The following is a 13,542-nucleotide window of genomic DNA, read 5'->3' as shown; positions in this document are numbered from 1 at the left end:
AGAAGGCGCCGGAGTTAACGGTGCCGTCGGTGGGCCAGCATCGCGCCGCTGCCCAGGATCAGGATCAGGGCCGTCAGGCCCCAGCGGCGCTTCTCCTTCGTGCGGACTCCCGTGTCCTCGACCACCGGCGCCGCCTTCTCCGTCGGCCGGACGCGCGGTTTCGCGGACGGCGGCGGCGCGACCGGCGCCTCCACCTTGGGCTCGGTCGTCGGCGTCGGGGTGGGGGTGGGTGTGGTCGGGGTCACCGCCGCCGGTTGTTCCACCGGCGGTGGCTGCGACGGCGGAGGCGGCTCCGGCGTGGGAGTGACCGACGGAGCCGGACTCGGTGCAGGCGTGGGTGTCGGAGTCGGCGTCGGCGTGAGAGTGGGAGTGGACGGCGGCGGAGGCGGCGCTGCCTCGACGTAACACCCTGCCGCGTCCCCGCTCACCAAAGCGGGACCCGTCGCGACCTCGACCGCTTCACCGGAACCGTCGCGCGGCAGCCGGTAGGTGACGCTCCGGCGGCCGTCCCGGTTCGCCGTCGCGTAGATCGAATCCGGGCCGAGGACCACCGAGCCGTACGCGCCGCCCGGCGGAAAGCTGAGCCCCGGCACCGGCACGACCTTGCCCGTCGACGGGTCCAGCGTCACCACCGCGCCATCCCCGCGCGAAGTCGTCGAGACGCCGTACAGCAAGCCGGACGCCGAGTCGTACGCGAAGTCGTCGACCCCCGCGGCCAGCGACACCGGGCGCAGCGGCGTCCGGTGCACCACGCGCACGTAGTCCGCGCTCGCCGGGTCGACGTCCACTGTGTACAGATCGGTGTCCTGCCGGACGTACCAGCGGTTTCCGGCGATCGCGCCGGCCGTGGCGCCGGTGACCTGGCTCCACACCGGGTGCGGCGTGCCCGCGCGGCCGACCACACCCAGGTCCGTGACCTCGCCGGACGCGTCGATCCGGACGGCGTGCGCGCCGTGGTCGTACCGGCCGCCGCGGGTGCCGTCGGCGACGCCGTAAACGACGTCCTGCGCCGCCGAGTACCCCATCGCGTTGATCCAGTAGCTCGCCTGCGTCAGCCGCTTGGTCGCGCCGCCGGGCAGGGACAGCAGCCGCAACGTCGTCGGCGCGCCCGCACGTTCGTTTTCCGCCTGCAGGATCGTGCAGCCGTCCGTGGCCTGGGCCGCCGGGCGCTTCGACGACGGCGCGAGCCAGCCGGTCGCCGCGAGCAGGGCCGACACCGCCGCGGCCACCCCGAGCATCGCCGCCCAGCGGGCCCGCCTGCCGGTCAAGCCAGCCTTTCCAGCGCCGAGGTGAACGCCTCGGGCGGCACCTTCGCGCCGCCGCTGAACGGGTTCTGCAGCTGGTAGATCGCGAACAGCAGCAACGTGATCGTGCCGGCGAGCGTCGACACGATGATGATGTGCGCGGCCAGCCGCGTGCCGCCGAAGAGGTTGGGCAGCAGGATCGCGGTGATCAGGCTGCCGAGGATGAGCGCGAACCAGACGACCGCGCCGACCCCGCCGCCGCCGGAGTTCGCCAGCCGTTGCTGACGGGCCTGGTAAACCGACCAGAGCTGGTTGCTGGTCTCGGTCTTGCGGTCGACCTGCCAGTCGCCGTCGACCTCCGCGGCGGCGACGGCCTGGCGCATCTGGTCGAGCTGCGTCCAGCCGGTCTCGGGCACTTCGCCGCCGTCGGCCAGCCGCGGCCACTCCTGCTGTTCGACGGTCTTCGCGTAGGCGATCGCGAGCTGGTGGACGCGGTCCTTGGCGTCGGCGGGCAGCGCATCGGCCGCCCACGTCGCGGCGATCAGGCTGTCGGCTTCGGTCTGCGCGTCCTGGCTCGCGGCGCCGACCGAGTCGAACAGGGAGATCAGCACGAACGCGACGAGCACCGCGTGCAGCCCGCCGACGATGGTGAACACCTGGCCCGCGGCGTCGTTGTTGTCGGGCCGGCCCTCGTCCCAGCCGAACCGGCGCACCAGGTACGCGATCAGGCCCCCGACGAGCGCCGCGCCGGCCACCCAGAGACCGCCGGCCACGAAGATGTTCATCCAGGTCCTTTCCGCACCGCGCGTATTCAGCGCCGGAGCGCTCAAGTTAGTCACGTGTTTCTGACGGGACAACCGGGAATTGTTCGAATTCATCCGGGTGGCCTCACCCGCGCCGATGTTATCGCCGGTTCGGCGCAGCCGGACGATCGCCCCACCCTTCCACCGCTGCCCACGGCGACCGCTGATTCCCCTTACGAGCTGCGGGTTTTCCCTAACGAGTGACACCCAGGGACACGGGGTGACGACGGGCGTCGGCTCTGTCCTCATGGGTGTCCGAAATGGGCGGACGGCAACCAGGTGACCCGCACGGGTGACCCGATCGTGTCATTGTGCGCGGGAGCGCGGTTGCTATCTTGATTTCGCGGCGTCGCGAATCCGCTCGATTACCCGGAAATAGCAGGTCATGATCGGCGCGCCCGCGCGCCGGCGCTGATGATGAGGTGGTTCTCGCTGTGACTGTCACCGACCCGGTGGAGACCGAACAGGCGCCGTTGAGCCTCGGACGGGCCGCGGCCCGCACCCTGGCCACCACGACCAAGTCGGTCCCGCAGATGCAGGGCATCTCCTCCCGCTGGCTGCTCAAACTGCTGAACTGGGTCGAGGTCTCCGGCGGCGCCTACCGCGTCAACCGCCGCCTGTCCTACTCCGTCGGCGACGGACGCGTCACCTTCACCACCACCGGCGCCGACGTCCGTGTCATCCCACCCGAACTCGGTGAGCTCGCCCCGCTGCGCGGCTACGACGACGAAGAGGTCCTCACCGAACTCGCCTCCCGCTTCACCCAGCACGAATACCAGCCCGGCGACGCGCTGGTCGAGTTCGGGTCCCCGGCCGAGCAGGTGTTCCTCATCGCCCACGGCAAGATCACCAAGGTCGGCACCGGCGCCTACGGCGACCAGACCGTCCTGGGCACCCTCGCCGACGGCGACTACTTCGGCGACACCACCCTGGTCCGCACCGACGGGATCTGGGAGTTCACCGCCAAAGCCGTCACCACCTGCACCGTCCTGTCCCTCCCCCGGCACGTGTTCGACGACGTCCTCTCGCGTTCGGAGACATTGCGGGCGCATCTGGATGCTTATGTCGCGGGTGGGGCCAGTGCCCGCAACGACCACGGCGAAGCGGAGATCTCCCTGGCCTCCGGCCACGACGGGGAACCGACCCTGCCGGGCACGTTCGTCGACTACGAAGCCTCCCCGCGTGAATACGAACTGTCGGTGGCGCAGACGGTGCTGCGGGTCCATTCCCGGGTCGCGGACCTCTACAACCAGCCGATGAACCAGATCGAGCAGCAGCTGCGGCTGACGGTGGAGGCGTTGCGGGAGCGGCAGGAACACGAGCTGGTCAACAACGCCGACTTCGGGTTGCTGCACAACGCCGACTTCGCCCAGCGGATCCCGACCCGGACCGGACCGCCGACCCCCGACGACTTCGACGAGCTGCTCGCTTTGGTGTGGAAGGACCCCGGGTTTTTCCTGGCGCATCCGAAGACGATCGCGGCGTTCGGGCGGGAATGCACCAAGGCCGGGGTGTATCCGGACGCGGTGGACCTGGGCGGGCATCAGGTGCCGGCGTGGCGGGGGGTGCCGATCCTGCCGTGCAACAAGATCCCGGTGACCGAAACCCGGACCAGTTCGGTGTTGCTGATGCGGACCGGGGAGCAGGCCCAGGGTGTGGTGGGGTTGCATCAGACGGGGTTGCCGGATGAGTACCAGCCGGGGTTGAACGTGCGGTTCATGGGCGTGAGTGAGCAGGCGATCATCTCGTATCTGGTGTCGGCGTACTATTCGGCGGCGGTGCTGGTGCCGGATGCGTTGGCGGTGCTGGAAAGCGCCGAAATCGGCCGGGAGGCGTGATGCCCGAGCCTGCGACGCCGCCCCGCAAGCCCGACGCGGAACCGCCGCGCTCCGGGCCGGGCCTGCCGCCGTCGGCCTTCGGGCCGACCGGGCTCGGCACGGCCGCGGCCCGGATCGTGCCGAAGACCGCGGGCACCCGTCTACCCGAACCGCCTGAACCCGATCGGCGCGTGAAACCTTGACAGTCACCGAAGAACCGGCGTCCGCCCAGCTTTCGCTGGGGGTCAAAGCCGCCCGGACGCTGACCACGACGACGAAGTCGTTGCCGCAGATGCGCGGCATCACCACCCGGTGGCTGCTCTCCCAGCTGCCCTGGGTCGACGTCCCCGCCGGCTCCTACCGCGTCAACCGCCGCCTCACCTACACCATCGGCGACGGCAAAGTCAGCTTCTTCACCACCGGCTCCCGGGTCCAGGTCGTGCCCGCCGAACTCACCGAACTCGAACTCCTCCGCGGCTTCGGCGACGAACAAGCCCTGGCCGCCCTGGCCGACGCCTTCGAACAACGCGAATACGAACCCGGCGCCACCCTGCTCACCGCCGGCGAACCGCTCGACACGCTGATTCTCATCGCCCACGGCAAAGTCACCCGCCACGGCCGCGGCGAATACGGCGACGAGACGACGTTGGGCACGGCCACCGACGGCGACCACCTCGGCGCGGAACTGCTCGCCCGGGACGACACGACATGGGCGTTCACCGCCCGCGCCGCCACCCGCGTCATCGCCCTCGTCCTGCCCGCTGCGGCCTACGCCCGCCTCAACGGCCGATCGGAATCCCTGCGCGCCCACGTCGCCGAAGCGATCGGGCGGCCACGGAAACCGCAGAACCCCAAAGGCGAAGCCAACATCGACCTCTCCGCCGGCCACGACGGCGAACCGATCCTCTCCGGCACCTACGTCGACTACGACCCCTCACCCCGCGAATACGACCTCGCCGTCGCGCAAACCGTGCTGCGCGTGCACAACCGCGTCACCGACCTCTACAACCACCCCATGAACCAGCTCGAACAACAACTCCGGCTGACCGTGGAAGCGTTGCGGGAACGGCAAGAACACGAACTGGTCAACAACACCGACTTCGGGTTGCTGCACAACGTCGACCTCAAACACCGCCTCACCACCCGCACCGGCCCACCCACCCCCCTCGACCTCGACGACCTGCTCTGCCGACGCCGCAAAACCAAGTTCTTCCTCGCCCATCCGCGCGCGATCGCCGCGTTCGGGCGGGAATGCACCGCCACCCGCGTCTACCCCGACACCGCTCTGCTCGACGGGAAACGCGTCATGGCCTGGCGCGGCGTCCCGATCCTGCCCTGCGACAAGATCCCCGTCACCGACACCGGGACAACCTCGATCCTGGCCATGCGCGTCGGCGAAGACGACGCCGGCGTCATCGGCCTACGCCCCAAAGACCTACCCGACGAATACCAGCCCGGGCTCAACGTCCGGTTCATGGGCATCAACGACCGCGCGGTGACCTCCTACCTGGTCAGCGCCTACCACTCCGCGGCCGTCCTCGTCCCGGACGCGCTCGGCGTGCTCGACGACGTCGAAATCGGGCGATCATGACGGCCATGAACACGCGCACCGCGGCCCGTCCGGTCGCCGACGTCCTGGCCTGGAGCAAAAGCCTCGTCGACCCGGCGCTGCGCGTCGCCGCCGAGGGGCTGCCGGAGGTGATGCGGCGGATCGCCGGGTACCACTTCGGCTGGTGGGACGCTCAGGGTGAGCCGACTTCGGCGGACGGCGGCAAGGCCCTGCGGCCGGCGCTCGTGCTGCTGTGTGCGGAGGCGGTGGGCGCCGAGCCGGTGGACGCCGTCCCCGCCGCCGTCGCGGTCGAGCTCGTGCACAACTTCTCGTTGCTGCACGACGACGTCATGGACGGCGACACGACCCGCCGCCACCGGCCGACCGCGTGGACGGTGTTCGGCACCGGCCCGGCGGTGCTCGCCGGGGACGCGCTGCTGAGCCTGGCCTTCGAGCAGCTGACCCCCGAGGGCGCGAAGCTGCTGTCCCAGGGCGTGCTCGACCTGCTCGAAGGGCAGGCCGCCGACCTCGACTTCGAGCAGCGCGACGACGTCACGCCCGCGGAGTGCGTCCGGATGGCCGGCGGCAAGACGGCGGCCCTGATCGCGGCGTCGTGCGAGCTCGGCGCGTTGCTCAGCGGCCGGGACGACACGGTGGCGCGGTTCGGCGAGTTCGGCCGGTCGGTCGGGCTGGCGTTCCAGCACGTCGACGACCTGCTCGGGATCTGGGGCGACCCCGTCGAGACGGGCAAGCCGGTGTACTCGGACCTGCAGAACCGCAAGAAGTCGCTGCCGGTGGTGACGGCGTTGTCGTCCGGCACCGCGGCGGGCGCGGAGCTGGCGTCGCTCTACGGCGGCACGGACCCGCTCGACGAGGCGGAGCTGTCTCGCGCGGCCGCCCTCGTCGACGAGGGCGGCGGCCGCCAGTGGAGCCAGGCCCAGGCCGCCGCGTTGGTGGCGAAGGGACTTCGCGAGCTGGCCGCGGAAAACCCGGTCCCCCGCCCGGCCGCCGAACTGGCCGCCCTGGCCCGCCTGATCACCACCCGCACCCACTGATCAGGGGCATCACGCGTGACTGGACAGGCATCACGCGTGATTGGCGGGGCATCACGCGTGACTGGACGGGCATCACCGCGATGCCCCTTCAATCACGCGTGATGCCTTCCTGATCACGCGTGATGCCCCTACTTGCCGGGGCGGGTTAGGCCGGATTTGTCGGCTTTGAGACTCAGGATGTTCTTGTCCGTGTCGGCCAGGGCCTTGGTGACCTGCGCGGACGCCGGGGTTGTCGACAAGTCGAGAAGGCGGATCGGGGCGTCGAGCTTGATGTAGGTCGGGACGTACTCGGCCTTGTCGACCTTCCAGCGGTCGCCGTCGCGGACGAAGCGAAAACGCGCCGCCGCGCCCTCTTCGGTGTCCCCGCGCGGGTCGGAGTGGCGGGCGACGCTGTTGCCGAGCCCGTAGGCCACCCACTTGTCGCCGATCTTCTCGAACGGCTGGACCACGTGGGCGTGGTGGCCGACGATCAGGTCGACGTCGTCCGACGCCAGGATCTTCTTGGCCTGCGACCGCTGCTCGGCCGTCGGGTCGTGCTGGTACTCCACTCCCCAGTGCAGGCTCGCGATCACGACCTGCGCGCCCGCCTCCCGCGCCTTCCGAGCCGCCGCCAGGACGTCGTCGACGTCGATCTGGTTGGCCAGCCACGGCTTTCCGGCCGGCACCTTGATGCCGTTGAAGCCGAACGCGTACGACACCTGCGCGACCTTCACCCCGTGGACGTCGAGGATCAGCGGCTTCGCGGCTTCGGCGGCCGACCGGGCCGAGCCGGTGTGCTTGAGGCCGACCTCGTCGAGCTTGTCGAGGGTCCGCTTCACCCCGTCGGCGCCCTGGTCGATGGTGTGGTTCGACGACGTCGAGCACGTGTCGTAGCCGGTGTCCTTGAGCGCGTCGGCGATCTCCGGCGGCGCGCTGAACGACGGGTACCCGCTGTAGGGCCCGCCCTCCGGCGCCAGCGGCGTCTCGAGGTGGCAGATCCCCAGGTCGGCGCCGGAGATCAGCGGCTTGACCCCGGCCAGCAGCGGGCGGTAGTCGATCTTCCCGCCGCCGTCGGCCTCGGCCTGCTCGGTCAGCGCCGGGTGGATCAGGACGTCACCGGTGGCGACGACGCTGAACGACCCCTCGGGCGCCGCCGCGACCGAAGAAGAAGGCGTCTCCGGGAACGGCGTCGGCGCCGGGCCGGACTGCTGCGGGCTGCTGCAGGCGGCCGCCAGGACGGCGACACCGGCGAGCGCGGCGACGCGGTGCTTCGTCATCGGTCCCCCTCCGGGCGTGGTCCGGTCATCCTGCCAGCCGGGCGAATCCGGCAGAGACGGCATCCCGGTCAGCGGCCAATCGCACCACAGTCGACAACACCGATCACAACATTCGCACAGGACAAAACCGGACAACGCCCAGGACAGCGGGTAAAAAATACTATAAATGGCCGAGCGCGCGCGGTCATTTGATCACGGAGAGTAGGTCTCGCTCCGCTAACTCCACCTTGACGCTCCACGAACGGGTGTTTTGTAATACCAGTCACCCACCGGCGCCCCCACGCGCCATTCGAACCTCGGCCTCCTTGGGAGCAACGATGTCCCCACACTCGCACAGGTTCCGCACCTGGAGCGTTGTTGGTTGTTGTTTGATTTCCGGTGTCTTGATGGCCTCCTGCTCCTCCGGCAAGGACACCGCGGCACCGCAGCAGTCGGCGCCCGCCAACGGCAAGATCACCCTGTACTACCTGCAGAAACAGGGTGACCAGCAGTACTTCGTCGAGCAGGCGCAGGGGGCGCAGGAGAAGGCGAAGGAGCTCGGCGTCGAGCTCAAGGTCGTCAACCTCGGCCAGGACGCCAACAAGGCGATCACCGAACTGGACGCCGCGGTCGCGCAGGGCGCGAACGGCGTCGCCATCGTCGTCCCCGACCAGGCCATCGGCCCGCAGGTGATCGACAAGGCCAAGAGCGCCGGCATCCCGCTGATCGCCTCCGACGACGTCATCAAGGACGGCACCGGCGCGAAGGCCCCGTTCGTCGGCTTCAACGGCAGCCAGATGGGCGACTCCGTCGGCACCGAGGCCGGGAAGCTGTTCAAGGCCGCCGGCTGGTCCGCCGCCGACACGAAGATCATCAGCGCCTACAAGCAGGACCTCACCGTCTGCACCGACCGCGTCAACGCCTCGAAGGCGGCGTTCGCGAAGTCCGCGGGCGCGGACGTCCAGGTGATCGACGTCGGCACCGACAACTCCCCCGTCGACGCGCAGAACCGCTCCGGCGCCGTGATCGGCTCGAACCCGGGTGTGAAGCACTGGGTCGTCTGGGGCTGCAACGACGAGAACGAGACCGGCGTGGTCACCGCGCTCGCCAACTCCGGCGTGCAGGCGAACAACATCATCGGTGTCGGGCTCGGCGCGTACCTCGACTGCAAGGACTGGGCGGCCGGCAAGGACACCGGCAACAAGTCCGCGCTCTACATCTCCGGCGCCGAGGTCGGCCGCTCGGCGATCCAGGTGCTGGTGGACAAGGTGAAGAACGGCAAGGCACTGCCCGCGGAGACGATCGCGAAGACCACGATCGTCAACAAGGACAACTACAAGCAGGCCGGCGTCAACTGCACCTGACCGAGCTCCCGCGGGCGGCACTTTCGGCGTGAAAGTGCCGCCCGTGGGCCCCACCGCCGAAGGATCACCATGTCCTCCTCTTCACCCGCGCTCGCCGTCGAGGGCATCGGCAAGCGCTTCTCCGGCGTCACCGCCCTCGACGACGTCTCGCTGGAGATCCGCTCCGGCGAGGTCCTCGCGCTGATGGGCGAGAACGGCGCCGGGAAGTCGACGCTGCTGCGCGTCCTCTCCGGCGACCAGGGCCCCGACGACGGCCGCCTGCTCCTCGACGGCGCCGAAGTCACCTTCGACACCCCGCGCGCGGCGATGGCCGCCGGGGTGCGCGTGATCTACCAGGAACCCGAGATCATCCCGCACGTTTCGGTGGCGGAGAACGTCTTCGTCGGCGAGCTCCCGGCCAAGGCGCGGGTCTTCAACCGCCGCACGCTCCTGAAGGCAACGCAGGACGCGCTCGCCGAGTACGGCTTCGAAGGCGTGCTCAACCCGGCGACACTCGGTGTCAAGCTGTCGGCCGCCCAGCGCCAGATCGTCGAGATCCTGCGGGTGCTCACCGCGGCCACCCCGCCGAAGGTGATCGCCTTCGACGAGCCGACGTCGTCGCTGTCGGAGCACGAGGTCGAGGCGCTCTTCCGGCTGATCGGGCGGCTGCGCGACAGCGGGGTCGCGGTCGTCTACGTCTCGCACCGGATGAAGGAGATCTTCCAGCTCGCCGACCGCGTCGCGGTGCTGCGCGACGGCAAGCTCGTCGGCGTCCAGCAGGTCGCGGAGACCGACGAACCCGGCCTCGTGCGGATGATGATCGGCCGTGACCTCTCGGCCCTCGAACGCCGCGTCACGCAGGACACCGGCAACATCGTGCTGAAGCTGGACGACGTCACGACCGACGACGTCACCGGCATCTCGCTGCAGGTCCGCGCGGGTGAGGTCGTCTGCCTCGCCGGGCTGGTCGGCGCGGGACGCTCCGAGCTGGCGCGCGCGATCGTCGGGGACCTCCCGATCCGCTCCGGGACCGTCGAGCTGGACGGCAAACGCTTGCGGGCGAGCAACCCCGGTGACGCCGTCAAGGCGGGCATCGGCTTCGCGCCCGAAGAGCGCAAGACGGACGCGTTGCTGATGCAGCGGTCCGTGCGCGACAACATCTCCATCTCCGTGCTGGATCGTCTTCGCCGCTTCCGCGTCGTGAAGCGCGCGAAGGAACGCGCGCTCGTCGAGGAGTACATCCGCGAGCTTCGCGTGCGCACGCCGTCGATGGAGCAGGAAGTCCGCAAGCTGTCCGGCGGCAACCAGCAGAAGGCCGTGCTGGCGCGCTGGCTCGCGCGGCGGCCGAAGCTGCTGATCCTCGACGAGCCGACCCGCGGCGTCGACGTCGGCGCGAAGGCCGAGATCTACCGGATCATCGACGGCCTCGCCGCGGAGGGCATCGCCCTGCTGGTCATCTCCTCCGACCTGCCCGAGGTCCTGACGCTCGCCGACCGCATCCTCGTGATGCGCGCCGGGCGCCTGGCCGGCGAGATCGGCCGCGACGACGCGACCGAGGAAGCCGTGCTGACCCTCGCCATCCCCGAAACCGAACCAGCCGTGGAAGAAGCCCAGGAGATCGGCGCATGAGCACCCCCACGAAGGAAACCGCGGCCCCCGCCGCGCCGCCCCAGCCGTCGGCCGCGCGCCGTGTGCTCACCGGCATCGGCGTGCAGAACTCCAGCCTGATCATCACGCTGATCGCGTTGATCGTCCTGCTGAGCATCCTCAACGACAACTTCCTGCGCACCAACAACCTGCTGCTGATCGGCAGCGCGATCACCATCATGGGGCTGCTCGCCCTGGTGCAGACCCTGGTGATCATCCTGGGCGCGCTGGACATCTCCGTCGGCTCGATGGCCGGGCTCGCCTCGGTGATCTCGGCGATGGTGTTCACCTCGACCGGCAACGCCGAGGTCGGCATCCTCGCCGCGGTCGGCGTCGGCATCCTCTGCGGCCTGGTCAACGGCATGATCATCATCTTCGGCCGGGTCAACCCGGTGGTCGCGACGCTGGCCATGCTGGCCACCTACAAGGGCATCGCGCAGGTCATCTCCGACGGCAAGTCGCAGGGCTACACCGGCGGGGACGACCTGTTCATCTTCCTGGCCAAGGGCGCGATCGCGGGCCTGCCGTCGCTGGTGTGGGTGTTCCTGATCGTCGCCGCGGCCCTGCACTTCCTGCTGAAGTACACCGACATCGGCCGCAACGTCTACGCGATCGGCGGCAACGACACCGCCGCCCGCCTGGCCGGCATCAACATCAACCGGTACATCATCGGCGTCTACGCCCTCGCCGGTGTCGTCGCGGCGGTCGCGGGCGTCCTGATCACCGCGCGCACCGGCTCGGGCCAGCCGGTGTCCGGGTCGGAAGGCCTGGAGCTGCAGGCCGTCACCGGCGCCGCGCTCGGCGGCACGATGCTCAAGGGCGGCCGCGGGTCGATCATTTCGACGGTGCTCGCGGTGATCATCCTGGGGGTGCTCGACAACGGCATGTCCGGGCTGGGCATCAACCCGTTCTGGCAGAACGTCGCGCACGGCGCCCTGCTGGTGATCGCGGTCGTGCTGCAGCAGCTGCGCAGCGGGGAGCGCCGCGTCGGCCTGCCCGAGTAGCGGTGAACCTCCACGCCCGGATAGTCGACGAACTGGGCAGGCTCATCGTCGAAGGCGTTCTCGGGGACGGGCAGCCGCTCGTCCCCGAGGAGCTCGGCCGGCGCTTCTCGGCCTCCCGGACGGTGGTCCGCGAAGCGTTGCGCGTGCTGGAGTCGAAGGGCATGGTGACCGCGCGGCCGCGCGTCGGCACGTGGACGCTGCCCCCGGAGGCGTGGGACGCGATCGACCCGGACGTCATCGGCTGGCGCATCAACGGTCCCGGGCGCCGCCACCACCTGCACGAGCTGCTCGAACTGCGGCTGACGATCGAGCCGCAGGCGGCCCGGCTGGCCGCGCACCACCGGCGTCCGGGCGAGCTCTCGGCGATGGCCGCGGCGTACGAGCTGATGGCGGACGCGGTGGAACGCCAGGACACCGCGGCCTTCCACAACGCCGACTCGGACTTCCACGCCGCGTTGATCCGCGCTTCCGGCAACGCGCTCATCGCGCAGCTGCAGGTGCCCGTCGTCGCGGCGCTGCGGGCGCACGGCGAGCCGATGGAGCTGCCCGGGGGCAACACGCTCGTCGCGCACTCCCGCGTGCTCACGCTGGTGCTGGCGAAGAACGCCGACGGCGCCGAGTCCGCGTCGCGCCGGTTGCTGGAAACCGTTGCGCCGTACCACTCACCGGCACCTTGACACGTCCACCGGGAAGCCTGAACACTCGCTGCGACCCACCCGCCGCCATGACGTGCTGAGGAGGACGCTTCCATGCGTTTCCCGGGAATTCGTGGCTTCGGCGTGCTCGCGGCCGTGGTGGTGACGGGCGGGCTGTTCTCGGCCCCGGCCGCCGTCGCGGCGCCGGCGGAGTGCGCCATCACCGACCAGATGGTGTCCGCGGGCAACTACTGGGTGACCAACGGGACGAACCTGGACGCGCCGGACTGGCAGAACGCGACGTTCCACGTCGGCAACCTCGCACTGGTCCGGACCACCGGCCAGTCGAACCACAAGACGCTGCCGTGGGCGCAGGCCAACGGCTACCAGCTGCCGACCGACCCGAAACGGCCGTTCTTCCCGGACAACCAGGCCGCCGGTGAGGCGTACCTCGACCTCTACACGTACTTCCACCCGGAAGCCCCGCTCGACTCGATCCGCGCCCGCATCAAGGACGAGGTCGCGTCGGTGCAGGCGGGACACCGCGACTACTGGAACTACGTCGACGCGCTGAACATGGCGATGCCCTCGTTCGCGCGGATGAGCGTCATCGACCACGATCCGTCCTATTTGGACGCAATGGACCGCTTGTTCAAGACGTCGGAGCACAAGCTGTTCAACGAGCTCACGGGCTTGTGGTACCGCGAGGCGCGGTTCACCGGCTCGGCGGTGTTCTGGTCGCGCGGCAACGGCTGGGCCCTGTCGGCCCTGACGAAGGTGCTGCAGGTCCTCCCGGCCGGCGACCCGCGGCGGCCGGAGTACCTGCGGGTGTACAAGAAGATGGCGTTCACGCTGTCCCTGCTGCAGCGCCGTGACGGCTTCTGGAACGCGGACCTCCTGAACCCATTCGACCACGGCGGCCCGGAGTCCAGCGGCACGGCACTCTTCACGTTCGGCATCGGCTGGGGCGTCAACGCGGGCATCCTCGACGCGTCGCGGTATCGCCCGGTGGTGGACAAGGCCTGGACGGCGCTGTCGGCGAAGGCGTTGCAGCCGAACGGCTTGGTCGGTTACGTCCAGCCGGTCGGCGACCGCCCGGCTACCGCGAAGGCCACGGACACCGCGGCGTATGGCGTCGGCGCGTTCCTGCTGGCGGGCCAGGAAGTGGCCAAGCTGCAGGGCTGCTCGGCGGAGTGAGCCAGCACCCGGT

At 70.0% G+C, this 13,542-nt stretch carries 12 protein-coding genes and 1 pseudogene; 10 read left to right on the top strand and 3 right to left on the bottom strand.

Features of this window, described 5'->3' with window-relative positions:
* Positions 1–14 precede the first annotated feature (14 nt).
* Together ACZ63J_RS35385 and ACZ63J_RS35380 are read right to left on the bottom strand one after the other, a co-directional pair.
* Positions 15–1,268: a DUF6923 family protein gene (locus tag ACZ63J_RS35385; protein WP_465399064.1), complete on the bottom strand. Its 1,254-nt coding sequence runs from the start codon at positions 1,266–1,268 to the stop codon at positions 15–17.
* The gene (locus tag ACZ63J_RS35380) at positions 1,265–2,029 is read right to left on the bottom strand and encodes a bestrophin-like domain (RefSeq protein ID WP_465399063.1); all 765 of its coding nucleotides are present in this window, start codon (positions 2,027–2,029) and stop codon (positions 1,265–1,267) included. The genes ACZ63J_RS35385 and ACZ63J_RS35380 overlap by 4 nt, the downstream gene beginning before the upstream one ends.
* Before the next feature lie 452 nt (positions 2,030–2,481).
* Between ACZ63J_RS35380 and ACZ63J_RS35375 the strand changes: the two genes are divergently transcribed.
* Genes ACZ63J_RS35375 through ACZ63J_RS35360 form a run of 4 tightly spaced genes read left to right on the top strand, consistent with a single transcriptional unit; the run spans position 2,482 to position 6,468 of the window.
* Positions 2,482–3,885, top strand: coding sequence for a family 2B encapsulin nanocompartment shell protein (locus tag ACZ63J_RS35375; protein WP_465399062.1), 1,404 nt, complete (start codon positions 2,482–2,484; stop codon positions 3,883–3,885).
* Positions 3,885–4,067 carry a hypothetical protein gene (locus ACZ63J_RS35370; protein ID WP_465399061.1) on the top strand — a complete coding sequence of 61 codons (183 nt, stop codon included), beginning with the start codon at positions 3,885–3,887 and terminating at the stop codon, positions 4,065–4,067. The genes ACZ63J_RS35375 and ACZ63J_RS35370 overlap by 1 nt, the downstream gene beginning before the upstream one ends.
* Positions 4,064–5,455, top strand: a complete 1,392-nt coding sequence (locus tag ACZ63J_RS35365; protein WP_465399060.1) for a family 2B encapsulin nanocompartment shell protein — start codon at positions 4,064–4,066, stop codon at positions 5,453–5,455. Before ACZ63J_RS35370 ends, ACZ63J_RS35365 begins: the two co-directional genes overlap by 4 nt.
* Positions 5,452–6,468, top strand: coding sequence for a family 2 encapsulin nanocompartment cargo protein polyprenyl transferase (locus ACZ63J_RS35360; RefSeq protein ID WP_465399059.1), 1,017 nt, complete (start codon positions 5,452–5,454; stop codon positions 6,466–6,468). The genes ACZ63J_RS35365 and ACZ63J_RS35360 overlap by 4 nt, the downstream gene beginning before the upstream one ends.
* 128 nt (positions 6,469–6,596) lie before the next feature.
* Here ACZ63J_RS35360 and ACZ63J_RS35355 read toward each other — a convergent pair whose 3' ends face one another.
* The gene (locus ACZ63J_RS35355) at positions 6,597–7,724 is read right to left on the bottom strand and encodes a CapA family protein (RefSeq protein WP_465399058.1); all 1,128 of its coding nucleotides are present in this window, start codon (positions 7,722–7,724) and stop codon (positions 6,597–6,599) included.
* A gap of 368 nt (positions 7,725–8,092) precedes the next feature.
* Between ACZ63J_RS35355 and ACZ63J_RS35350 the strand changes: the two genes are divergently transcribed.
* The 6 genes and pseudogenes from ACZ63J_RS35350 (at position 8,093) to ACZ63J_RS35325 (ending at position 13,529) form a co-directional block, all read left to right on the top strand.
* Positions 8,093–9,067 (top strand): substrate-binding domain-containing protein, encoded by a 975-nt coding sequence (locus ACZ63J_RS35350; protein ID WP_465399057.1) that lies wholly within the window; start codon positions 8,093–8,095, stop codon positions 9,065–9,067.
* Between the two features lie 114 nt (positions 9,068–9,181).
* Positions 9,182–9,652: pseudogene (locus ACZ63J_RS35345) on the top strand (ATP-binding cassette domain-containing protein); the annotation flags it as partial.
* A gap of 102 nt (positions 9,653–9,754) precedes the next feature.
* Positions 9,755–10,675, top strand: coding sequence for a sugar ABC transporter ATP-binding protein (locus tag ACZ63J_RS35340; RefSeq protein ID WP_465399191.1), 921 nt, complete (start codon positions 9,755–9,757; stop codon positions 10,673–10,675).
* Positions 10,672–11,697 carry an ABC transporter permease gene (locus ACZ63J_RS35335; RefSeq protein WP_465399056.1) on the top strand — a complete coding sequence of 342 codons (1,026 nt, stop codon included), beginning with the start codon at positions 10,672–10,674 and terminating at the stop codon, positions 11,695–11,697. Before ACZ63J_RS35340 ends, ACZ63J_RS35335 begins: the two co-directional genes overlap by 4 nt.
* A gap of 2 nt (positions 11,698–11,699) precedes the next feature.
* Positions 11,700–12,374: a FadR/GntR family transcriptional regulator gene (locus ACZ63J_RS35330; RefSeq protein ID WP_465311439.1), complete on the top strand. Its 675-nt coding sequence runs from the start codon at positions 11,700–11,702 to the stop codon at positions 12,372–12,374.
* A gap of 72 nt (positions 12,375–12,446) precedes the next feature.
* Positions 12,447–13,529 carry a glycoside hydrolase family 88 protein gene (locus tag ACZ63J_RS35325; RefSeq protein WP_465399055.1) on the top strand — a complete coding sequence of 361 codons (1,083 nt, stop codon included), beginning with the start codon at positions 12,447–12,449 and terminating at the stop codon, positions 13,527–13,529.
* Positions 13,530–13,542 lie beyond the last annotated feature (13 nt).

Source organism: Amycolatopsis sp. NPDC104863 (assembly GCF_055582965.1).
This window is presented reverse-complemented; position numbering and strand designations above follow the sequence as displayed.

Coding starts and splice junctions, on each gene's coding strand:
- ACZ63J_RS35355 (WP_465399058.1), bottom strand. CDS start 7,724: ATGACGAAGCACCGCGTCGCCGCGCTCGCCGGTGTCGCCGTCCTGGCG.
- ACZ63J_RS35325 (WP_465399055.1), top strand. CDS start 12,447: ATGCGTTTCCCGGGAATTCGTGGCTTCGGCGTGCTCGCGGCCGTGGTG.
- ACZ63J_RS35360 (WP_465399059.1), top strand. CDS start 5,452: ATGACGGCCATGAACACGCGCACCGCGGCCCGTCCGGTCGCCGACGTC.
- ACZ63J_RS35380 (WP_465399063.1), bottom strand. CDS start 2,029: ATGAACATCTTCGTGGCCGGCGGTCTCTGGGTGGCCGGCGCGGCGCTC.
- ACZ63J_RS35370 (WP_465399061.1), top strand. CDS start 3,885: ATGCCCGAGCCTGCGACGCCGCCCCGCAAGCCCGACGCGGAACCGCCG.
- ACZ63J_RS35335 (WP_465399056.1), top strand. CDS start 10,672: ATGAGCACCCCCACGAAGGAAACCGCGGCCCCCGCCGCGCCGCCCCAG.
- ACZ63J_RS35340 (WP_465399191.1), top strand. CDS start 9,755: ATGAAGGAGATCTTCCAGCTCGCCGACCGCGTCGCGGTGCTGCGCGAC.